The following is a 20,201-nucleotide window of genomic DNA, read 5'->3' on the forward strand; positions in this document are numbered from 1 at the left end:
CAGGCATTGGCGCCTGGAGGCAGGCCGCTCTGTCTAGCATCGGATGCAACGTTCATCCCATGCCGAGACCCCCATGAGCCTGGCCGCACCCCACCCCCTCTCCCGCCCCACGGCCTTGCGCACCGGGCTGATCCGAGGCCTCGCCCTGCTGGGCGCGCTGGCCATGCTGTTCTACGGCCTGCTCGCCATCGACGCGGGCATCGTCAACTTCCGGGCGGCGGGCAACGCCGAGGTGGCCGCTCAACGTCAGGCGATGCAGGCCCGAGCCGAAGCCGGCCAGTCGCTGGGCACGCCCGCAGAGGTGGCCGCGCACTCCGGGGCCGCCCTGGCCCTGATCGCCGAATCCAGCTCGCCCGGCTACGCCTTTGGCGAACGCGGCCTGAGCGAAACCCTCATCCACTACGCCACGATGCCCCGCTTCAATGGCATCACCCTGTCGGTGCACAACGTGCTGGGTGGCGTGACCATGTTGTTCGGGGCGCTGCAGTTCTGGCCTGCCTTTCGCCGGCGCGTTCCCACCTGGCACCGCGCTTTTGGCGGGCTCTACATCGTCGCCGCGCAGGGGGCCATGGTCGCCGCCATGGTGTTCCTGGCCCGCACGCCGGTGCACCTCATCTACGACCAGCTGACCTTCTACATCGGCCTGTGGGGCCTGGCCATCGGCGTGACCTTCAGCCTGTGGATGGCCATCTACTCGATGATGCACAAGCGCATCGCCCAGCACCAGGGCTGGATGGCCCTGAACTACGGCATGCTGCTGACCGCCCCCATCCAGCGCTACGGCTGGGCCGCTTTCGGTGCAGCGGACCCGACGCTGCGCCAACTCGAAGGCAACTACGCCGTCACCGCCGTGCTGGTGCCGCTGAGCGTGATGATCGGCTATGGCTTGTTCACGCTCAACCGCTGGCTGCAGACCGAGCGCCCCTCGGGCGCCCTGACCCGCATCGCCCAGCCCTTCGAGGGGCACGCTCGCCTGGGTCGCGCGCTCGCCTGGCTGATGCTGCCAGTTCTGGCGCTGGCCGCGTGGGCCACGCTCGACACCCTGGTGCTGAACCCAGGTCTGGCTCACTTGCCAGACGCCGCCACCCTGATCCCCTCGGGGGTGCTTGCGCTGGATCAGACCATCATCGTCCCGGACACCGGCTCGCGCCTGGCTTTTGCCGCGGCCACCTTGCTGGGCCTGTTCGCCCTGGCCGCCTGGCTGCGCGGCACCACCCTGAGCGACGCTCGCACGCCCCCCACCTTCGCAGGCTGGCTGCTGACCGGCGCCAGCGCGGTGGTGGGTGTGCTGCTGATTCAGTGGGGCCTGCGCCTGGCCAGGCTGGACACCAAGCCCGTGACCCAGGAAGTCAAGGCCCACCTTCGCGTGGCCCTGCGCAAGAAAAAGCCCACCACGGCCGAGGCCATGGCGCAAGCGCTGGCGATGTCGCCCCGCACCTTGAGCCGCCGCCTGCGAGAAGAAGGCAGCACCCTGCCTCAACTCAAACAGGACATCTGCCTGGAGCACGCTCGCGTGCTGCTGCTGGAGAACCAACTCAGCATCCAGCAGATCGCCGAGGCCACCGGCTTTGCCGACGCCACCTCGTTCGCTCGGGCCTTCAAACGCGCCACCGGGCAGACGCCGAGCGAGGCGCGGCAAGGTCAGCTTGACAACCGTCCCATGCAGGACCTCACCCAGGACACCCCATGATCGCTTCACCCCGCCTGCGCGGCGTCACCTACGGCGTGGTGGCTGCGGCCGCTCTGGCCGCCACCGCCAGCCAACTGGGCACCTACCTGCCCCTGGGCGTGATCGAGGGCAACGTGCGGTTCTGGGGCGACACCTTGGCCAACCCTGCCAGCCGCTTCATCACCGCCGACATCTTTTTCGTGTTCCTGGTGGTCTGGCACTGGATGCTGGGGGAAGCGCGGCGACTGGGCATGCGCGGCATCACCTGGTACTTCCTGGGCTCCCTGCTGATCGCCTTCAGCGCGACGCTGCCCCTGTTCATGTGGCACCGCGAAAGGGCCATGCGGGCCCGGGGCGAAACCGTCACCGGCATCGGCGGATGGGGAGCGAATGCGTCGGTGCTGGTGGTGGCGCTGGCCTGCGTGGCTTACACGTGGCGGGCCTGGCCGGGGCATTGAGCCCCTGGGTCAAACACGGACCACGAGGGCCCGCGCGCGCCCTGCTTGAAGCACCTGCTCAGCGGTGAGCTGGCGACGCCGCCTCGCCAGGCACCGAGCCCGGAGCGGCCCCGCTCCAAAGGCGCTTGAGCCGGGCCAGTTCGGCGTCGTACAAGGCGTTGACCCGCACCAGCTCGGTCTGCTGGTTCTGGATGATGTCGCGCTGCGCCTGCTGCTGCGCATCGTTGGCTTCCAGCTTGGACTTGAGCTTGAAGGGCAACTTGCGCTGCTGATAGAACTCGGTTTCGGCGATCAATGGCTTGCGTTCGTCTTCGAGTTCCTTGAGGCGGCGCTCGGAAGTGACGATGCCCCTGCGCAGGTCGTCCAGAGCGGCTTCACGCGCCTTGGTGTGCGCCGCCTCGTCCGGGAAACGCATCATCAGGTTGCGGTCGCGGCGCACGGCGTCCTTCTGGGCCACGGCCGCCTGATCCTGCAGGCGCTTGCGCTCCTCGGCCAGGGCGCGCTCTTCCGCGTTCATGCGCGGCGGCACGGTGCGGCGCTCGGAGCCATCGCGGTTGAGCAGGCGCTGCTCGCGGTCCAGGCATTCGGGGATGGGGCGGTCGGCCGTGTGGCGCTTGCCCTGGGCATCGACGCAGCTGTAGATGCCGCCGGTCTGGGCGTGCACCGAGCCCATGTCGCCGCCCCAGACCACCCCCCCCGTCAACGCGGCCATCAGCAGGCGCGCAACCGCCCGGCGCACCGGCAGGTGAACCAGGAAGATCGGCGTGGTCGCGGAGGCAGGGGCGTCGGGCGTGGTCATCGGGGGATTCGCTGGAGGATCGCAGGTCGGACAAGCCATGGCTCGGCCATCTGACAGCAAGCCGATCCTCATCGGCTCATCATAGAACGTAGAACGTCTCAAACGCCGTAGCGTTGACGGTAGGCCAGCACGGCGGGGCGGGCCGCCACCAAGGCTTCGTCGGACTGCACATCCAGAAAGCCCATGAGGTCAGCCAGCGTGGCAATGGCCACCACCGGCAGGCCGTACTGGCCCTGCACCTGCTGCACGGCGCTCTCGGAGGCGTCCTGGCCGTTGGCCGTGGCCTTTTCCTGGCGGTCCAGGGCGATGGTCACACCACAAGGCGTGGCGCCAGCGGCCTTGATCATCTCGATGGACTCGCGCACCGAGGTGCCCGCCGAGATCACGTCGTCGATGATGAGCACGCGGCCCTGAACGGGCGCGCCCACCAGCGTGCCGCCTTCGCCATGGTCCTTGGCTTCCTTGCGGTTGTAGGCAAAGGGCTTGTTGTGCCCCAGGCGCGCCAGCTCGATGGACACGGCCGCAGCCAGGGTGATGCCTTTGTAGGCCGGGCCGAACAGCATGTCGAACTGCAGGCCGGACGCGATCAGGCGGCGTGCATAGAATTCGGCCAGGCGGCCCAGCTTGGCGCCGTCATCGAACAGGCCGGCGTTGAAGAAATAAGGCGACAGCCGACCTGCCTTGGTTTTGAACTCCCCGAAGCGCAGCACCTTGGATTCAACGGCGAAGGCCACGAAATCCTGGGCCAGGGTGTCTTGTGCGGGGGCGTTGCTCATGATGGTGGTGCGCTGTGTTTCGACTTGTCTCTTTCAACCTCAATGGCATCCGTTCGGCGGCCAACAAGGGCATGTTGCAGTGGGCTGAAAGCCACGGCGCCGATTGTATGGGCGTGCAGGAGCTCAAGGCCCAGGCCGCAGACCTCACCCCCCAACTTCAAACCGTGGGGGGCATGCCGGGCCACTTCCACCATGCTGAAAAGAAGGGCTACTCGGGTGTGGGCCTGTACAGCCGCATCGAGCCTTCCGACGTCCTGATTGGCCTGGGCGCCTCCGACAACGGCGAGTTCGACGCCGAAGGCCGCTACGTGGAGATGCGCTTCGACAAGCCCGGCCGCAAGCTCTCGCTCATCAGCTGCTACTTCCCCAGCGGCTCGAGCAGCGAAGAGCGCCAGGAGGCCAAGTTCCGCTTCCTGGATGTGATCGAGCCACACCTGGCGCGGCTGCGCGGCGAGCGCGAGTTCATCCTGGTGGGCGACGTCAACATCGCCCACCACGAAAAGGACCTCAAGAACTGGAAGGGCAACCTCAAGAACTCGGGCTTCCTGCCTGAAGAGCGCGCCTGGATGACCAAGCTGCTGGCCGCCGATGGCGCCACCCGCCTGGTCGACGTTTACCGCAACCTGCACCCCGAGACCACCGACGAGTGCTACACGTGGTGGAGCAACCGCGGCCAGGCCCGGGCCAAGAACGTGGGCTGGCGCATCGACTACCACTTGGCCACCCCGGCCCTGGCCGAGACCGCCAAAGCGGCTGCCGTCTACAAGGACCAGTGGTTCAGCGACCACGCGCCGCTGACCATCGACTACGACTTCAAGCTCTGAGCGGCGGCCGATGGGCCTCAAGCCTGCGCTGCAGGCGGCCCATCCAGGACTTTCAACACGTTCGCCCGGTTGCGATAGGCCTCGGCAACGAAGGGGTCGCTGACGCCGTAGATGCCATGGCCGTCGCGCGCCAGGATGTTCGAATCCACCAGCATGTTGGCGACCTTCTGAACTTCCTCTGCACCAACGGGGCGGCTGATTTCGGCGCCGTACTCGTCGAGCGTCGCCGCGGAGAAGAGCCCCTTCACGCCCTGCCCACCTTGCCTGCACACGAAGCCGAAGACGGCCAGGGCCAAGGGCCCCAGTTCATCGAGTCGAGCCAGGTCGACGCTCGCGGCAGATTGCCGCACGCCTTCCGTGATGGCGTGCAGGTCCTGGTCTGCGCCAGCAAAAGTCGGCAGTTGCTGGAGCGCAAAGAGCGCCTTCATCAACTCTTCTGGCCGACGGCCCAATCGCACAAAACAGTCAAAGGCGACGTCCAGGCTCGGCGTCCTCGGGCCCAGATCGGCTTCATGGATCAGCCAGGCGACGAAGTCGATCTCCAGAACGGGAAAGTCCTCCGACATGGCGCCATTGAAGGCCTGCTTGCCTTTGATCGTGAGCTCTCGGACCCGGGCCCGATGTGAACCCGTGCCCACGAACAGGAAATGACCCGGCGTGTTCGGTGTCAGGTTGATCTCGTCGCGGGCCGCCTTGAGGGCCAGCAACATGCTGTTTCCGTCCTCGGAGCTCAGCGCGTGCTGGACTTCGTCCACGATGACCACGACGTCGGTCCTGGCCTGGTGCACCAACTCGGCGAAGGCCCCCGCCAGGGTGGGTCCGCCGCCCTTGCCCAGCTCAGCCAGGCTGAAACCCAGCTTGAAGCCGGCCGCCCCCAGGTCCAGGCCCTTCAATCGCTTGAGCACCGCCACCGTTTTGGAGTCCGCACGCTCGAGATCTGCCAGCGTTTTGCGCACGGCGTCCAGCAGGAGGTCGCTGGGCTTGGCGGATGCGTTGCTCCAGAGGTCCACATAAACGACGATGGCCCCCTTTGCCTGCAGCGCGGGGATCAAGTCCCCACGAAGGAACGTTGTCTTGCCGATCCGACGCAACCCACCCAGAAACAGCCCGGAGCGGATTTTTTTCATCAAGCCCTTGGGCTGCAACAGCTGGTCTGCCATGTCCGAGGCGAGCTGCGGTCGGTGGAAGGTCATCCTTATCCTTTTTTATGGAATACAGATAATTATCCGCAATTCATAAATTTAGGCAAATTGCCCCGGTATCGGTGACCACGCGCCCCTCTGCCTCACCTCAGCCCCCGCCAAGCAGGCGCCGGGATCCGGTCGGTTTCACCCGGGATGGGGGCGAAGCCGCCCGCCGCCCAATCGGCAGCGGCCCGCTCGATCAAAGCCGGATCGGTGGCCACGAAGTTCCACCACATGCGCACCGGCTGGGCCAGGGGCTGACCGCCGATCAGCACCAGGCGCGCGCCCTCGGCACCCACCCGCAGAGACACCGGAGCCCCAGCAGGCAGCACGGCCATTTCGCGTGGCGCAAGCACCTCGCCATCGACCTCCAGGGCATCTTCGGGGCTGAAGATGGCCTGCTCTTCGGCCAGCGGAGGCAAGGTCCAGCTCGCGCCAGGCGGCAGGGTGATGTCCAGGTAGAGCGTGGGCGAAGCCGTGCGAACCGGGCTGCGAACGCCAAAGGCCTCGCCGACCAGCACGCGCACCGACACCCGGCCAGCCTGCCCGCTTGGCTCCGCCTGCTGCATCACATGGGGTAAGGCGGCCGCCGCCGCATGCTGGAAGGAGGGCTCGCACTGCGCCAGCTCCGGCGGCAGGGCCACCCACAGCTGCAAGCCGTGCAGGCGACGCGGCTGGCCTCTCTCGGCCTCGGGCACGCGCTCGCTGTGCACCACCCCTCGCCCCGCCACCATCCAGTTGATGGCACCCGGCGCGATGGGCTGCACCGTGCCCAGGCTGTCGCGGTGCACGAAGCCCCCCTCGAAGAGGTAGGTCACCGTGGCCAGGCCGATGTGCGGGTGGCCCCCCACGTCGGTGTCGACTTCGGGCGGCAGGGTCACGGGCCCGAAGTGGTCAAAAAAGATGAATGGCCCGACCGAGCGCTGGGCCGCCGCAGGCAGCACCCGGCGCACGGTCAAGGCGCCAGCCAGCGTGGTGTCGCGGCCCCGCAGTCGCACCAGCGGCTCAGGGGCTCGCCCAGGCGGAAGCGCATCAGGGGGCGCATCGGCGGGCGTCATGCCCCCTCCCCGGGCTCGGCCAGCGAGGTCAGCACCTCGATGTCGCCTTCCAGGATGCGGTGGATGGGGCACTTGCCGGCGATCTCCAGCAACTTGGCGCGATCGGCCTCGCTCAGCTCACCCTCGATGCCCACGGTGCGCTCGAGCTTGTAGTGCACCCGACCGTCGTCGCCCCGCGATTCGGCGCGCTCGACGCGCACTTTCAAGTCGGTCACGGGCAGTTGCCGGCGACGGATGTAGAGCTCCAGCGTCAGGGCCGTGCAGGCGGCCAGGGCGGCGTCAAGCAGGTCGTGCGGGTCGGGCGCCTGGTCGCCCGAGCCCAGCGTCTTGTTGACGTCGGACAGCCAGGCGTGGCGGCCATTGCTCAAGGTGGTCAGGGCGCCATTGGCGCGGTGCAGGGTGGCTTCGATGGTCATGCGGTCTCCAAAGGGCTAGGGCGGTCACGCGCCCTGGGTGGATCGGCGGATCGACTTCCCAAGGTGCCAAGGGTAGAATCTATTGTTGCCCGATAACCTCTTTTAACCTCTTTAAGCAACCCCAAGCCCTCACAGGAGTCACCTTGGCCAAAGAAGAACTGATTGAAATGAGCGGCAAGGTCGATGAAGTGCTGCCCGACTCGCGTTTTCGCGTCACCCTCGACAACGGCCACACGCTGATCGCCTACTCCGGCGGCAAGATGCGCAAGAACCACATCCGCATCCTCGCCGGCGACAAGGTGTCGCTGGAGATGTCGCCCTATGACCTGAGCAAGGGCCGCATCACCTACCGCCACATCGAGAACCGCGGCCCCACGCCGGGTTTCACCCCCGGCCAGCGCAAACGCTGATCTGGCTCACGCGGCTGATACAGCTGCACACACATTGGTGGTCAAGGTCGGTGCCAGCCGGCCGAAGACGAGGCGTGTGGCCTGTTTTGTCCCTGCAGGGGGCGCAGGCCGGCTCGCCGAGGAACCACCATGCATCACACCAGCCGCCCGTCGCGCTTTCCCCGCCTTCTTGCGCGGCTTTCGCCAATGCCGCCCTCGCGGGCCTGCGCCCTGGTCGCGGTGGCGCTTTGCTGCACAGCACCCGGCGCCATGGCAGGTGAGTCCTACGTCAAGGTCGGCTTGCCGGGCATCGTGGTCGGCTACGCCCACTCGGTGAACGACCAACTGGGCCTTCGCGTCGATGCTGGCACCACGGGCAACACCCAGCGCGACCGCACCGAGTCAGGCGTGCCCTACCGCGCCAGCGCCAAGTACAACCGCGTCGGCCTGTTCGGCGACTACCACCCCTTTGGCGGGCGCTTCCGCCTGACGGCCGGCCTGACGATCAACGACGCGTCGGTCAAGCTCGACAGCCGCTTCGATGGCGTCACCCCCGTGACGATCAACGAAACCACCATCACGCCCACGGCGGCCGATTACTTCAAGGCCCACGTGAAGATCCCGCGCCTGACGCCTTACTTCGGCATCGGCTGGGGGCACCAGCCGCGAGAGACCGGCTTCGGCTTCGTGGCCGACATCGGGGTGTCCATCGGCAAGGCCAAGGTCACGGTGGATCAGAACCTGGTGGAGAACTACCCCGGCCTGATCAGCCAGGCAGATGTGGACGCCGAAACCCGCCAGCTCAAGGACGACGTGGGCAAGCTGCGCGTGCTGCCGCACCTGGCCTTGGGCATGAGCTACCGCTACTGAGCCGCGCTGCATCACGTCAGGCGGACTTGCCCATCACAGCAGCGCCGCCCCCACGTTCACCATCAGCGCCAGCAAAGTGGCGTTGAAGAAGAAGGCCAGCACACAGTGCACCAGGCCGACGCGGCGCATCGCGCTGCTGCCGAACGACACATCTGCAGTCTGCGCCGACGTGCCGATCACCGCCGCCACGTACAGGAAGTCAAAGTACCCAGGCTGACGGGTGTCGGGAAAGATCAGGCCTGGCGGCTCATTGGCGTGCAGCGACTGGTGGTACTCGTGTGCGTAGTGCAGTGCGAACATCACCTGCGTGAAGGCCCAGGACGTCAGCACCGTCAGGGCCGCCAGCCCGACGTGCAAGGAGCGGGAGAGCCCCACCTCGTGTCGGGCCACCGCCAGCTCGGCCACGATGGCGCCCAGGCTGGCCAGCGCCGCCAGCACCACCATGGCCAGGATGACCGCTGCGCCTTCGTCTTGCGTCAGGGCTCGCTTGTGGATGTCCTCGTGCGTCGAGCGCACCATCATGACGGCGGTCAACACCAGGTAGCTCATCGCCCCGACGTTCCAGGCGATCAGGCCTCGCGTGACGTCGCGGGCGTCGAAACCCAGCGAGGGCCAGGCCAGGGCCACGCCGAGGCCCAGCAGGGCAGAAAACCCAAGGCGAGGTCGCGCACGCAAACTGCGCAGGAGTTTCAGCAGCATGCGGACATGATGCCCGACAACTCTGCTCAGGCCGGGGCTGCGAGCGGTGACGCAATCAGCGCTCTAATCAGCGCTCTAATCAGCGCTCCAATAGGCGCTACCATCGAACGGCCATGCCCGCGAACTACGCACGCTACCTCGTTGGCCGCCACCGCAGCGCCCACGCCAACCGCCACCTCGGATGGACGCTGGCCTTCGTGGCGGGTGCCATCAACGCTGGCGGCTTCCTGGCCGTTCAGCAGTACACCTCCCACGTCACCGGCACCGTCTCTTCGCTGGCCGACAACTTGGCGCTGGGGCACCTGGACCTGGTGGTCGATGCCATCGTGGGCGTGCTGTCTTTCCTGCTGGGCGCCATGTGCTGCGCTCTGATGGTGAACTTCGCGCGCAGGCGCCAGCTCAGCAGCGAGTTCGCCTTGCCCTTGATGCTCGAGGCGCTGCTCATCCTGTGCTTTGGCCTGCTGGGCTCTCGCTTGAGCGAGTTCGAGGGCGTGCTGGTGCCCTTCACCGTGGTGCTGCTGTGCTTCATCATGGGCCTGCAAAACGCCGTGGTGACCAAGTTGTCGCACGCGGTCATCCGCACCACCCACATGACCGGCATCGTCACCGACCTGGGCATCGAGTTGGGCAAGGCCCTGTACTGGAACCGCCGCGAGGGCGAAGCCCCGGTGCGCGCCAGCTTCGAGCGCATCACCGTGCTGGGCGGCCTGCTGCTGGCCTTCACCGGTGGCGGCGTGATCGGCGCTTATGGCTTCAAGTTCGTGGGCTACGTGTCCACGGTGCCGCTGGCGGTTTTGTTGGCGGTGCTGGCCTTGGTGCCGGCCTGGGATGACCTGCGCAGCCGTGGCGCCCGGGCCTCAGGGTGACTCGGTCGGCACGCTGCATTCGGCCATCGCGGGTGAGGCCTGGCAACGCGCCTTCTTCATCAGGTTGAGCGTGCGCCAGCTGTAGAGCCCCGCGTTCGCCCCGGCGATGCGACCCTCTCGCAGCACGTCCACATAGGGCTGGACGTGTTCGGGCGGCAGGTCGAACCAAAGCCGAGCAGGCACTTGCGCTTCTGCGCGCTGAATGGATTTCATCGCCCCCTCGTGCAGGCCGGCCCAGTACACGCGCGACACAGCGCCGAGCGACGCCGGCACCTGCGATCGGTTGAAAACGAGCTGCAGTGTCGGGATCATGACCGGCATGCGCAGCACCCCGCCTTTGGTGCCCATGCCCTTGGCCAACTCGAAAGGCTTGAAGGTGATCGCGGGCATGTGGATGAGGTCGACCAAGCCGTTGTTGAACTTGGCCCCCACGTTGGTGACATCCGAAGAGATCGCTTGAGCGCCCATCTTCTGGATGAGCATGGCCTGCACACGATCGTGGTCGAACGCGGCCACCCGCTTGCCCGCCAGCGAGCGCGGCGTGATCTCGAAGCGCTCGCGCAGCATCGGGTAGGCGGCGCCCACAGGCAGGATGCCGCCCACCTCGTGCTGCCCCTCGGTCATCAGCGAGGCCGCCTGCGGCGAGGCAAACACCTGGATCAGCTTGCGCAGCACCTCGTAGCTGGCCGCCAGGTCAACCTGGCCATCGCGCACCACCACGGCGGAACCGAGGCTGTCGAGCGAGCCCGTGACCTGGTTGAAGGGGCGCGCCCGAAAACCCGTGAGGATGGCCGCAGCACACTGGCCGGCGCGGAAATCTTCGGCCACCACGCGCTCGTCGGTGAAGGTGCGAACCTGAAAGTGCACGCCCTCCCTGGCCATGGCCGTGGCGTAGTCCTGGGCCAGCGTGTGCACCTCACCGCCCTTGCCCAGGAGGTCCCAGGCGCACAGCAGCGGCGCGGCCTGGCACGACCCGGCCCAGCTTGCCAGGAGTGCCGTCACCAGGCACCACTTGGCCACGCCCTTCCTGCTGTCCCCGGCCTTCGATGTCATGATGTCCCCTGCTCGATGCGTTGCGCGTGTGTCACCCCGCACATTCGATACCCAACAGTACAGTAAATGAATCAGGACAAGCCCCCGGTCCCCGCACGGCGAGGCCGCCCCCGCGACCCGGAGCGCCTGCAGCGCATCCTGAGCGCGGCGGCACGCCAGTTCCATGAGCAAGGCCTGCAGGGCACCAGCATGGACGCCATCGCGGCCGAGGCGGGGGTCTCCAAGATGACGGTCTACAGCCACTTCCCGTCAAAGGGCGAGCTGTTCATCGCGGCCGTGGCCTCGCGGTCGGCCGAACTCATGGGCAGCGACATGCCCGCCATGGACCCCCTCAAGCCCAAGCAGGCGCTGACCTCCATCGGGCGGGCCTTCTTGCGCCTGATCCGCGACGACCAGGTGGTGCAACACCACCGCATCCTCTTTGGCCTGCGCGATGCGCACCCCGAGGTCCGCCAGGCCTTTCACGACGAGGGCCCGGATCGCATGAGGCAGGCTTTGGCGATCTACCTGGCCGAGGCCACCCGCCAGGGCTCGCTGAAGGTCAAACAGCCCGCGCTGGCCGCTGACCAGTTCATGGGGCTGTTCCTGGGGATGGGTCAACTCCGCCACCTGCTCAACCTTGGCAAGCCAACCGAACAGGACGACGAGGCCCTGCTCAAGGCCAATGTGGCCTTGTTCATCAAAGGCCACGAACCTGGCTAGCGCACCAGGCCGGGTGGCTCAGTCATCGACCAGCGTGTCCGAGCGCAGCCAGGTGTAGCTGGCCCCGATGCCCGCCGTCAGGCCCGCGTCGCGACGCACCAGCGGGCTGGCGCGGTTGGCGGCACCGCCCACGTGGTCGACGCGGGCAAAGCCGAACACACGCCAGTCGGGGCCCAGCTTGCGCGACAGCGTCGTGCCCACCCGCCAGGCCACCAAGCCTGGCTTGGCTTCATAGGCTGGTCGATCGGCGGTGGCGTAACGGGGCGCCACCTCGTAGAAGGTGTCGGCCAGGCGCTGGTCGGCAACGATGACGCCAAAGCGCATCGCATAGGTCCAGCCCGTGGTGCTTTCTCGGCGGAAAAAGACCTCGGGCTCGAGCGTCATGCCTCGGTGGGCGGCGCGGTCGCTGATGTCGAACACGCCGCGCAGTGGCAGGTCAAAGCGCCACTGGCCACCGCCAGGCCCGTCGCCCAGCTTCCAGCGCAGGCGTGGGCCGAACTCGATCAAGGTGCCCAGGTCGGGCATGCCCCGGCGGGCTTCGATCTTGTCCGAGCTGGCGCCAAACGCCCCTGCGAAACTCACGTCGAGCTCGAAGTCGTCGGTGCGGATGGCGCGCAAGCCTGCGGTGTCGCGGTCGGCCCGCACGAACTCGCCGCGGTAGAGCACATACGGCAGCACCGCTGCGCGGCGCACCTGCTGGTCGGCACCGGGGTAGGCCAGCTGAGACACGCCCCCGGCCACGAAGCCCACCTCCCACAAGGGCTTGCGACCTTCGCCCTCGCCTTCGCTCTGGGCCTGGGCAGGCGCGTGAGCCATCAGCATGACGGCGCATGCCGCGAGCAGCGAGGCCAGGCTCGCGACGGGTCTCAAGGGTGGGCGAACAGCGAAGCACTTCATGTGGGCCACAGCTCCAGGTCGATTGCACAGGTGGCCCTGAGTGGAACACGAAACCATGACCGCCAACGCCGAATGGGGGCCGCCGCCTGCGCCGGGTGGCACGCAACCTGCGCACAATGTGGCCATGGAACGCTTCACCATTTCCCTGGACGACAAACTGGCCCGCGAGTTCGACGACTGGGCGGCCGAGCGCGGCTATGGCAATCGCTCGGAGGCCTTCCGCGACATCGTGCGCGCCGAAATGGACCGCCAGCGGCTCAGCGGTGACCCCAAAGGTCATTGCGTGGCCTGCCTGTCTTACGTCTACAACCACCACGAACGCGACCTGGCCGAGCGACTGATGAGCCTGCAGCACGAGCACCATGACCTCACGCTGTCGACCATGCACGCGCACCTGGATCACGAGCACTGCATCGAGACGGTGCTGCTGCGCGGGCGGGTGGCCAGCGTGCAGCGTTTTGCCGACCAGGTCTGCGCCGAACGCGGCGTGCACCACGGCAAGCTCAACCTGATCAGCGTCGAACTGCACCTGCCCCACCGGCACGACCACGGCCCGGGCAGCGAGCGACACGTGCACATCAAACCGGCCAGCTGAGCACCCTGCGACCGGGCCGCGCCCCATCGCCCCGCACGCTCACCCCGGGCACGGGGCTTGCTGTTTGTATGATGTTTTAGTAAATCATCACACTCAACTGGTGCAACATGCCCCAACACCGCACACGCCCTGGTCCCACCACCCGCCTGAAACCCCTCACCTGCCTGACCCTGCTGGGCTTGTCGGGCCTGGGCGTGCACACCATTTCCCGCGCTCAAACCACCCCCGTCGAAACCCGTTTGCCGGACACCGAGGTCCGCGCCCACTACCTGAACGCCCCAGGCGAACAAACCAGCGCCAGCGAAGGCACCGTCAGCGGAGCGCTGCTTCAGCGCCGCCCCGTGCTGCGCCCCGCCGAGGTGCTGGAGTTCGTGCCCGGGGTCATCGTCTCGCAGCACAGCGGCGACGGCAAAGCCAACCAGTACCACCTGCGCGGCTTCAACCTCGACCATGGCTCCGACTTCGCCACCTGGGTCGACGGCATGCCGGTGAACATGCCCACCCACGCCCATGGCCAGGGCTACACCGACCTGAATTTCCTCATCCCCGAGCTGGTGCAGGCCATCCACTACCGCAAGGGCACCTTCGCGGCCGAGGACGGTGACTTTTCGTCTGCCGGCTCGGCGCGCCTGCAGCTCAAAGACAAGCTGGAAAAAAACCAGGCATCGATCACCGTGGGCGAGAACCGCTTCGTGCGCGCGCTGGTGGCCGGCAGCACCGAGGTGCCAGCAGGCCCCTTGCTCTATGCCGTCGAAGGCGCCTACCACGACGGGCCTTGGCAGCAGCCCCAGCACCACAAGCGCGTCAACGCCCTGCTGCGCCACGGCGTGCAGAACGGCGACACCCGGCACAGCTTCACGGCCATGCTCTACAGCGCACGCTGGGACAGCACCGACCAGGTGCCGCAACGCGCCGTGGACAGCGGGGAGACCGACCGCTATGGCGCCATCGACCCCAGCGACGGCGGCCACAGCCAGCGCAGCAGCTTGTCGTGGCAGGCCACGCGCGTGGTCAACGACGGCGATTGGCAAGCAGGGCTTTACGCCATCCATTCGCGCCTGAGCCTGTTCTCCAACTTCACCTACTTCCTCGATGACGAGGCCAACGGCGACCAGTTCCAGCAGGCCGAAAAACGCCTGGTGCTGGGCGGGCAGGTGCAGCGCAGCTGGACCACACCGCTGGCAGGCCTGGACAGCCGCCACAGCCTGGGACTGCAATGGCGCCACGACCGCCTGGACCCGGTGGGCTTGTACACCGCCGTGGGTGGCGAGCGCCGGGAAGTGATCCAGCAAAGCCGCGTGCGCCAGACCAGCGTCGGCCTGCATGGCCAGAGCGAAACGCGTTGGTTGCCCTGGCTGCGCAGCATCGCCGGTCTGCGCATCGACCGCATCGCGGTGGACGTCGACAGCAGCGTGGCCGACAACAGCGGCACCCGCAGCGACGTGGCGCCCAGCCCCAAGCTGTCGCTGGTGTTCGGGCCTTGGGCAAAGACCGAGTTGTTCGCCAACACCGGCTGGGGCTTTCACAGCAACGACGCGCGCGGCATGACTTCGCGCCTGACCGCCAAGGTCAACCCCGACACCGGCAGCCGCGATGCCATCGGCCGCGCCGACCCGCTGGTGCGCACGCGCGGCCACGAGCTCGGCCTGCGCAGCGAGTGGCTGCCCGGCTGGCACACCAACATCGCGCTGTGGCAACTCAGGCTCGACTCCGAACTCGTGTTCGTGGGCGATGCTGGCGAGACCGAGGCCAGCGGGGCCTCGCGTCGCCGTGGCATCGAGATCGGTCAGCACTGGCAACCGGCGCCGGGCTGGTGGGTGGACGCCGATGTCGCCTGGTCAAAGGCTCGTTTCCGCCAGGACCAGGGCGACGCACCCAACGCGGGCCGCCGCGTGCCTGGCGCGGTCGAGCGGGTGGCATCGATCGGCCTGAGCTATGACAACAAAGGCCCTTGGACGGCGCAGTTCCAGCTGCGACACTTCGGCCCCCGCGACCTGATCGAAGATGGCAGCATGCGCTCCCAGGGCACGACACTGGCCTACGCGAGACTGGGCCGCCAGCTCACGCCTGCGGTGCGCGTGTGGGTCGATGTCTTCAACCTGTTCAACCGAAAGGTCAGCGACATCGACTACTTCTACGAGTCGCGGCTGGCCAGCGAGCCCAGCGGGCAAGCCACGGCCGACCTGCACTCGCACCCAGCCGAGCCACGCACGGTGCGCTTGAGCATGGCGGTGGCGTTTTGATGTGGTTGACCCAGGTCACGCAGCATGCGCGTGGCACGCCTGCATGCGGGAGACATGCAGCTTGACAGGTGCGTGAACAAATTTACACTCCCCAACCATGTCGTTGTCCGTCCGCCGTCGCATCACCTGGATCGCCGCCCTGGCCGTCCTGGCGATGGCGCTTGCCCCAGCGATCTCACAATGGTTGCTGGTTCAGCGCAACGCGGGGCTGGCCTGGGTGGCGGTGTGCTCCAACACGGGCACACGCTGGGTCGCCGTGGGTCAAGCCACACATGACCAGCCCACGGACCAAGGCGGCCTGCACGCGCAATCGCACTGCCCGGCCTGCTTCCTGCAAGCGCACGACATGGGCCTGCCACCTGCGGCTGTGTCCGTCCTCACGCTGACCCCGGAGCCGGAGGCGCTGCCCTTCCTGTTCCTGCACGCACCCCGCCCGCTCGCGGCGTGGTCGCCTGCACTCGCCCGCGCACCTCCTGCTGCGGCCTGAGCCTCTCCCCTCCCCCTTTCCTTTTTCATCGTCGCTTGCCGGCTTGAAGCTCGCCCGAACTTGGGCCTGAGCTGGCTCGCGCCTGGAGTCCTCTCATGTTCCGCACCGCATTCATCGCGGGCGTGGTCGCGCTCGCCTGCGCACCCGCCTGGTCTCACGTTTCCTACACGGGCCGCGACTTCGGCTCATTCACGGGCCTGACCAACACCAGCGTCACCATCGCCAACCAGGCCATCTCAGGCAACTTCGGCTGGGCCGACGCCACCGATGCCGATTGGGGCGACAGCCACAAGGCACGCTGGTTCAAGTTCACGCTCGACAACGCCGCCGACATCACCATCACCGCTGCGGCCAAGGCGAACGCCACCAGCAGCTCGGTGGGCGGCCTGGTGCCGGCCTTCTCCGTCTACCAAGGCCTGGCGCCCATCACCGTTGACGCCGAGGGCGTGTCGTCGCTGTCGTACGACACGTCGGCCTCGTCGATGGCCTGGCGCGCCACGCTGCCATTTGCCGTCGAAGGCGTCTGGAACGCCCTGGGCGACTTCAAGATCGGCAACGACGCCGGCGTGTTGGGTGACCTGGTCCATGTCGGCCACAGCGCCGATGGCCTCGGCGCCCTGGGCGACGGCAGCTCAGACGGCCTGACTTCTGCCACCTTCCGGCTGGCTGCTGGCACCTACTCCATCGTCATCGGCGGCAACGTCTACGACGCGCAGAACGCTGGCGTGCCCGGCAACACCGGCAACTTCGGGCTCAGCGCCACGTTGTCGGTTTCGGCCGTGCCCGAGCCTTCTTCCGTCGGTCTCGCGCTCGCAGGCGCACTGGCCTTGAGCTGGACGGCCCGCCGTCGCACCGCACGCTGAACCCCTCATCAGGACATGACCATGAAGAACTTTCGCAACACCCTCCTCGCTCTCACCCTCGGCGCCTGCGCCAGCATCGCCAGCGCCCACGGCAGCCTCGATGGCGAGACCCTGCTCATCGAGTACGGCATCGACTTCGGCTCGGGCTTCACCGCGCTGAGCAGCCGCACCGTCACCGTTGGCAGCGGACTTGAAGTCAGCGGCTGGTCTCTCAGCAGCAGCAAGGACATCCGCTGGGACATCGACTTCAGCGGCGGCGACATCGCTTTGACCTACGTCGGCAACGACGACTTCATGAACGTCGGCACGTTCGCCATGCAAGGCTTTCGCGTGAGCAACGTGCCGCTGGAAATCGAAGATGTCGCCGTGACCAACACGACCTATGTGCCCAACGTGCACGGCAACCTGATCGAGGGCTTCGATCCGGCCACCGCGCTGAGCTTCACCGCCAGCACCGTGTCGGTGAACCTCAACGAGTCGATGTACCACCACCACGCCATGACGGGCATGGGCGATCCGGTGCGCGACGCCATCAAGTTGCACCTCCACCTGGCGCCTGCGGTACCCGAGCCCCAGACCTGGGCCATGGCTGCGGTGGGGGTGTTCGGCCTGCTGGGCATGAGCGCGCTTCGCCAACGCCGCCGAGGCTGATTCGCGTCCAACCCCTGAGCTCGCCAGCGCGCCTCGACCTGCCTGGGTCGGGGCGCGCTGCCGCCACATTCGACGTCGATCGCCAAGAAGTCCTCACCAATGTTTCACCGTGCCGTTTTGCCGGCCTGCCTGAGTGCGACCTTGATCGCACCGGTCTGGTCACAGGAGCTCACCCTCCCCGAGGTCCGGGTGCAAGCCCCCAGCCTGCCGCCGCCGCAGCAGCGCAGCCTGCGAATCCAGGGGCAGGACGCACATGACGACCCTGCCGAACAGCTGCGGCAGGTCAACGGCGTGCGCGTGATGCGCCAGGCTGGCACCTCAGGCCTGGTGTCGGTGCAAGGCCTCAGCGGCTCGCGCGTGCCGGTGCTGCTCGATGGCCTGTCGATCGACGGGGCCTGCAACCACGGCATGGACCCGGCCACGTCCTACCTGACGCTCGACAGCATCGACCGGCTCACGGTGCTCAAGGGCCCGACCACCGTCCGGCACGCAGGCGTGTTCGGCGGTGCCGTGCTGGCCGAACGCAAGCAACCCGCCAGCGATCAAGCACCGGGGGCGAGTTGGCAGGCACAGGTCGGCCGCTTCGGCGAGCGGATGCTGGCGGCCGAGGCCCTGCTCAACACCGAGCCCGCCTGGGCACGCGTCAACAGCCGCCACAGCGAACGCGACGACTACCGCGATGGCCAGGGACGCCGCGTGCCCTCCCGCTTCGAAAAGCGCCAGACGATGGCCGACTTCGGCTGGCGCATCAGCGAGCACCAGACGCTGAGCGCCGACGTGGCACACAGCAACGGCCAGTCCGTCTACCCGGCCTTTCACATGGATGGCACGGCCTTTCGGCAAGACCGCCTGGGCGCCGGCTGGCAAGCCCGAGAGCTCAACCCATGGCTGGAGCAGCTGCAGCTTCGGTGGATGGCCCAGCGCATTCACCACGCCATGGACAACCACAGCCTGCGGGCCATGGCGCCCCTGACCTACGACGGCGAGGCGCGCATCCGCGAGGACATGGTCCAGGACGTGACCAGGCGCCAGCTCAAGGCCGAGGCCGTGCTGCGCCTGACCGATGCACAGCGCCTGACCCTGGGCAGCCACTGGGGCAGCGACGACCACGATGCCACCAACCACCTGAGCAGCGAGGCCTGCATCGACTTCGGCGTGCCCATGTGCTTTCAACAGGACCCGGGCCTGCAGCCCTATTACCAGGTGCGCCAGCGCAAAGCCGGCTTGTACGCCGAATGGAACCTGGACCTCGACGCCTGGCAGCTGACGCTGGGCAGCCGCCGCGATCAGGTGGACACGCGCACGGGCGCGATCCGCAGCTTCGCGGTGAACCCGGTGGCCAAGACCGGCGAGAACGGTCGCAGCGAACACGGCTTGAGCCAGCACGTCGCGCGCCTGAGCTGGCAGCTGGCCGATGCCTGGCGCACGCACCTGGCCTGGGGCCAGTCGCAGCGGGCACCCGACCCCATCGAGGTGGGCAGCGTGGACGCCCTGAAGCTCGCGCCCGAAACCAACCGCGAGCTGCACGCCGGTTTGAGCGGGGCATCGGGTCCGTGGCAGCTGACCTTCGACGCCTTCCACAGCCGCATCGACGACTTCATCTTGCTGACCAGTGGCACCACCGCGCGCAACGTGCGGGCCAGGCGCGTGGGCTGGGAGCTCGAAGGCCGCTGGCAATGGAGCCCGAGCTGGTCCAGCGCAGCCGCCTTCAGCCGGGTGCGCGCCGACAACCTCAGCGAGCGTCGCCCGCTGGCACAAACGCCCCCGCACGAGCTGCGACTGAACACCGACTGGCGCTCAGGCCCCTGGCAAGCCCGCGTTGAATGGCGCGGCTCGGCGCGGCAAGACCGGTACGCGTTCAACCAGGGCAACACCAATGGCCTGGACGTCAACGAGGCCACGCCTGGCTTCAGCGTCGTCAACGCGTCCGTTCGTCGTCAACTGCCATGGCAGGCCAGCCTGGCCGTCGGGGTGGACAACGCATTCGACCGCTCCTACGTTGAACACATCAACCACAGCATCGACCGCAGCTGGGGCTCGCTGGGCTCCACGCTGAGCACCCGGGTGCCGGAACCTGGCCGCCGCTGGTGGGTCAAGTGGGTCCAGCAACTTTGATGGCAGGATGACACCTGCTGCTTTGCCCCTCAAGGAGACCGCCATGAAGAACCAACGCATCACCACCCCATCCCGTCGCCTGATCGCGGCGGCCCTGCTTGGCATGGCCGGCACGGCCTGGTCCCAAGTTGCGGTCAGCGACGCCTGGGTGCGCGCCACCGTGCCCGGCCAGCAGGCCACCGGCATGTTCGCCAACCTCACGGCCAAGCAGGACAGCAAGCTCGTCGGGGGCAGCTCGCCCGTGGCGGGCACGGTCGAAGTCCATGAGATGAAGATGGAAGGCGACGTGATGAAGATGCGCGCCATCGCATCGCTGCCGCTGCCTGCCGGGCAAGCGGTGTCGCTCAAGCCCGGCTCGTACCACATCATGCTGATGGGCCTGAAAAAGCCCCTGCCCGACGGCAGCACCGTGCCGATCAAGCTCGTCGTGGAAGACGCTCAGAAGAAGCAATCGACCATCGACGTCAAGGTGCCGGTCAAGAAGATGGGCCCGGCCACGGCCGCCGAAGGGCATGGCCATGACCACGGGCACGACCACGGCCATCACAAGCACTGATCGGGCTGCAAAGGACCCCACGCCACAGCGC

At 67.4% G+C, this 20,201-nt stretch carries 22 protein-coding genes; 14 read left to right on the forward strand and 8 right to left on the reverse strand.

Annotated features, from left to right (window positions below):
- The first annotated feature begins 73 nt into the window (after positions 1–73).
- Positions 74–1,690, forward strand: coding sequence for a helix-turn-helix domain-containing protein (locus ABG80_RS10350; protein ID WP_058087606.1), 1,617 nt, complete (start codon positions 74–76; stop codon positions 1,688–1,690).
- On the forward strand, positions 1,687–2,127 hold the full coding sequence (locus tag ABG80_RS10355; RefSeq protein WP_058087607.1) for a DUF2834 domain-containing protein: 441 nt from the start codon (positions 1,687–1,689) through the stop codon (positions 2,125–2,127). The genes ABG80_RS10350 and ABG80_RS10355 overlap by 4 nt, the downstream gene beginning before the upstream one ends.
- Positions 2,128–2,185: 58 nt before the next feature.
- Here ABG80_RS10355 and ABG80_RS10360 read toward each other — a convergent pair whose 3' ends face one another.
- Together ABG80_RS10360 and pyrE are read right to left on the reverse strand one after the other, a co-directional pair.
- Positions 2,186–2,926 (reverse strand): DUF4124 domain-containing protein, encoded by a 741-nt coding sequence (locus tag ABG80_RS10360; protein WP_160322514.1) that lies wholly within the window; start codon positions 2,924–2,926, stop codon positions 2,186–2,188.
- 98 nt (positions 2,927–3,024) lie between these two features.
- A complete protein-coding gene (pyrE, locus tag ABG80_RS10365; protein ID WP_058087608.1) occupies positions 3,025–3,702 on the reverse strand; it encodes an orotate phosphoribosyltransferase in 678 nt (225 codons plus the stop codon).
- Between the two features lie 14 nt (positions 3,703–3,716).
- Between pyrE and ABG80_RS10370 the strand changes: the two genes are divergently transcribed.
- Positions 3,717–4,526: an exodeoxyribonuclease III gene (locus tag ABG80_RS10370; RefSeq protein ID WP_058087609.1), complete on the forward strand. Its 810-nt coding sequence runs from the start codon at positions 3,717–3,719 to the stop codon at positions 4,524–4,526.
- Positions 4,527–4,543: 17 nt separating this feature from the next.
- Here the strand turns inward: ABG80_RS10370 and ABG80_RS10375 are convergent, their stop codons facing one another.
- The 3 genes from ABG80_RS10375 to ABG80_RS10385 all read right to left on the reverse strand — a co-directional run bounded on the left by ABG80_RS10375 (position 4,544) and on the right by ABG80_RS10385 (position 7,184).
- On the reverse strand, positions 4,544–5,719 hold the full coding sequence (locus ABG80_RS10375) for a hypothetical protein (RefSeq protein ID WP_058087610.1): 1,176 nt from the start codon (positions 5,717–5,719) through the stop codon (positions 4,544–4,546).
- A 92-nt stretch (positions 5,720–5,811) separates the two neighbouring features.
- Entirely contained in the window at positions 5,812–6,768 is a 957-nt protein-coding gene (locus ABG80_RS10380; protein WP_058087611.1) for a pirin family protein, read from the reverse strand.
- Positions 6,765–7,184: an OsmC family protein gene (locus tag ABG80_RS10385; protein ID WP_058087612.1), complete on the reverse strand. Its 420-nt coding sequence runs from the start codon at positions 7,182–7,184 to the stop codon at positions 6,765–6,767. Before ABG80_RS10385 ends, ABG80_RS10380 begins: the two co-directional genes overlap by 4 nt.
- 143 nt (positions 7,185–7,327) lie before the next feature.
- Between ABG80_RS10385 and infA the strand changes: the two genes are divergently transcribed.
- Entirely contained in the window at positions 7,328–7,594 is a 267-nt protein-coding gene (gene infA, locus ABG80_RS10390) for a translation initiation factor IF-1 (RefSeq protein WP_058087613.1), read from the forward strand.
- 129 nt (positions 7,595–7,723) lie between these two features.
- On the forward strand, positions 7,724–8,443 hold the full coding sequence (locus tag ABG80_RS10395; RefSeq protein ID WP_152987565.1) for a hypothetical protein: 720 nt from the start codon (positions 7,724–7,726) through the stop codon (positions 8,441–8,443).
- Between the two features lie 33 nt (positions 8,444–8,476).
- Here the strand turns inward: ABG80_RS10395 and ABG80_RS10400 are convergent, their stop codons facing one another.
- Entirely contained in the window at positions 8,477–9,142 is a 666-nt protein-coding gene (locus ABG80_RS10400) for a DUF1345 domain-containing protein (RefSeq protein ID WP_058087615.1), read from the reverse strand.
- Between the two features lie 113 nt (positions 9,143–9,255).
- On the opposite strand from ABG80_RS10400, the gene ABG80_RS10405 reads away from it, so the two are divergent.
- Positions 9,256–10,008: a YoaK family protein gene (locus ABG80_RS10405; protein WP_058087616.1), complete on the forward strand. Its 753-nt coding sequence runs from the start codon at positions 9,256–9,258 to the stop codon at positions 10,006–10,008.
- Here ABG80_RS10405 and ABG80_RS10410 read toward each other — a convergent pair.
- Positions 10,000–11,061 (reverse strand): putative solute-binding protein, encoded by a 1,062-nt coding sequence (locus ABG80_RS10410; RefSeq protein WP_058087617.1) that lies wholly within the window; start codon positions 11,059–11,061, stop codon positions 10,000–10,002. The two genes, ABG80_RS10405 and ABG80_RS10410, sit on opposite strands and share 9 nt — an antisense overlap.
- Positions 11,062–11,127: 66 nt before the next feature.
- Here ABG80_RS10410 and ABG80_RS10415 point away from each other — a divergent pair, with 66 nt between their 5' ends.
- Positions 11,128–11,763: a TetR/AcrR family transcriptional regulator gene (locus ABG80_RS10415; protein WP_058087618.1), complete on the forward strand. Its 636-nt coding sequence runs from the start codon at positions 11,128–11,130 to the stop codon at positions 11,761–11,763.
- Positions 11,764–11,781: 18 nt separating this feature from the next.
- On the opposite strand, the gene ABG80_RS10420 is transcribed toward ABG80_RS10415, so the two are convergent.
- Positions 11,782–12,633, reverse strand: coding sequence for a MipA/OmpV family protein (locus tag ABG80_RS10420; RefSeq protein ID WP_160322515.1), 852 nt, complete (start codon positions 12,631–12,633; stop codon positions 11,782–11,784).
- A gap of 82 nt (positions 12,634–12,715) precedes the next feature.
- Here ABG80_RS10420 and nikR point away from each other — a divergent pair, with 82 nt between their 5' ends.
- The 7 genes from nikR to ABG80_RS10455 all read left to right on the forward strand — a co-directional run bounded on the left by nikR (position 12,716) and on the right by ABG80_RS10455 (position 20,170).
- Positions 12,716–13,255, forward strand: coding sequence for a nickel-responsive transcriptional regulator NikR (nikR, locus tag ABG80_RS10425; RefSeq protein ID WP_235513817.1), 540 nt, complete (start codon positions 12,716–12,718; stop codon positions 13,253–13,255).
- Positions 13,256–13,362: 107 nt separating this feature from the next.
- The gene (locus ABG80_RS10430) at positions 13,363–15,498 is read left to right on the forward strand and encodes a TonB-dependent receptor (protein ID WP_083505992.1); all 2,136 of its coding nucleotides are present in this window, start codon (positions 13,363–13,365) and stop codon (positions 15,496–15,498) included.
- Between the two features lie 97 nt (positions 15,499–15,595).
- Entirely contained in the window at positions 15,596–15,985 is a 390-nt protein-coding gene (locus ABG80_RS10435; protein WP_058087620.1) for a DUF2946 domain-containing protein, read from the forward strand.
- 95 nt (positions 15,986–16,080) lie between these two features.
- On the forward strand, positions 16,081–16,848 hold the full coding sequence (locus ABG80_RS10440; protein ID WP_058087621.1) for a hypothetical protein: 768 nt from the start codon (positions 16,081–16,083) through the stop codon (positions 16,846–16,848).
- A 21-nt stretch (positions 16,849–16,869) separates the two neighbouring features.
- A complete protein-coding gene (locus ABG80_RS10445; RefSeq protein WP_152987567.1) occupies positions 16,870–17,499 on the forward strand; it encodes a PEP-CTERM sorting domain-containing protein in 630 nt (209 codons plus the stop codon).
- Positions 17,500–17,640: 141 nt separating this feature from the next.
- Positions 17,641–19,614, forward strand: coding sequence for a TonB-dependent receptor domain-containing protein (locus ABG80_RS10450; RefSeq protein ID WP_160322516.1), 1,974 nt, complete (start codon positions 17,641–17,643; stop codon positions 19,612–19,614).
- 43 nt (positions 19,615–19,657) lie between these two features.
- The gene (locus tag ABG80_RS10455; RefSeq protein WP_058087647.1) at positions 19,658–20,170 is read left to right on the forward strand and encodes a copper chaperone PCu(A)C; all 513 of its coding nucleotides are present in this window, start codon (positions 19,658–19,660) and stop codon (positions 20,168–20,170) included.
- Positions 20,171–20,201: the final 31 nt, after the last annotated feature.

The organism is Aquabacterium parvum (assembly GCF_001447195.1).
Taxonomy (GTDB): domain Bacteria; phylum Pseudomonadota; class Gammaproteobacteria; order Burkholderiales; family Burkholderiaceae_C; genus Aquabacterium; species Aquabacterium parvum.

Coding starts and splice junctions, on each gene's coding strand:
- ABG80_RS10430 (WP_083505992.1), top strand. CDS start 13,363: ATGCCCCAACACCGCACACGCCCTGGTCCCACCACCCGCCTGAAACCC.
- ABG80_RS10415 (WP_058087618.1), top strand. CDS start 11,128: ATGAATCAGGACAAGCCCCCGGTCCCCGCACGGCGAGGCCGCCCCCGC.
- ABG80_RS10380 (WP_058087611.1), bottom strand. CDS start 6,768: ATGACGCCCGCCGATGCGCCCCCTGATGCGCTTCCGCCTGGGCGAGCC.
- ABG80_RS10435 (WP_058087620.1), top strand. CDS start 15,596: ATGTCGTTGTCCGTCCGCCGTCGCATCACCTGGATCGCCGCCCTGGCC.
- ABG80_RS10355 (WP_058087607.1), top strand. CDS start 1,687: ATGATCGCTTCACCCCGCCTGCGCGGCGTCACCTACGGCGTGGTGGCT.
- ABG80_RS10395 (WP_152987565.1), top strand. CDS start 7,724: ATGCATCACACCAGCCGCCCGTCGCGCTTTCCCCGCCTTCTTGCGCGG.
- nikR (WP_235513817.1), top strand. CDS start 12,716: ATGACCGCCAACGCCGAATGGGGGCCGCCGCCTGCGCCGGGTGGCACG.
- ABG80_RS10375 (WP_058087610.1), bottom strand. CDS start 5,719: ATGACCTTCCACCGACCGCAGCTCGCCTCGGACATGGCAGACCAGCTG.
- ABG80_RS10440 (WP_058087621.1), top strand. CDS start 16,081: ATGTTCCGCACCGCATTCATCGCGGGCGTGGTCGCGCTCGCCTGCGCA.
- ABG80_RS10385 (WP_058087612.1), bottom strand. CDS start 7,184: ATGACCATCGAAGCCACCCTGCACCGCGCCAATGGCGCCCTGACCACC.
- ABG80_RS10405 (WP_058087616.1), top strand. CDS start 9,256: ATGCCCGCGAACTACGCACGCTACCTCGTTGGCCGCCACCGCAGCGCC.
- ABG80_RS10410 (WP_058087617.1), bottom strand. CDS start 11,061: ATGACATCGAAGGCCGGGGACAGCAGGAAGGGCGTGGCCAAGTGGTGC.
- ABG80_RS10400 (WP_058087615.1), bottom strand. CDS start 9,142: ATGCTGCTGAAACTCCTGCGCAGTTTGCGTGCGCGACCTCGCCTTGGG.
- ABG80_RS10350 (WP_058087606.1), top strand. CDS start 74: ATGAGCCTGGCCGCACCCCACCCCCTCTCCCGCCCCACGGCCTTGCGC.
- pyrE (WP_058087608.1), bottom strand. CDS start 3,702: ATGAGCAACGCCCCCGCACAAGACACCCTGGCCCAGGATTTCGTGGCC.
- ABG80_RS10360 (WP_160322514.1), bottom strand. CDS start 2,926: ATGACCACGCCCGACGCCCCTGCCTCCGCGACCACGCCGATCTTCCTG.
- ABG80_RS10445 (WP_152987567.1), top strand. CDS start 16,870: ATGAAGAACTTTCGCAACACCCTCCTCGCTCTCACCCTCGGCGCCTGC.
- ABG80_RS10455 (WP_058087647.1), top strand. CDS start 19,658: ATGAAGAACCAACGCATCACCACCCCATCCCGTCGCCTGATCGCGGCG.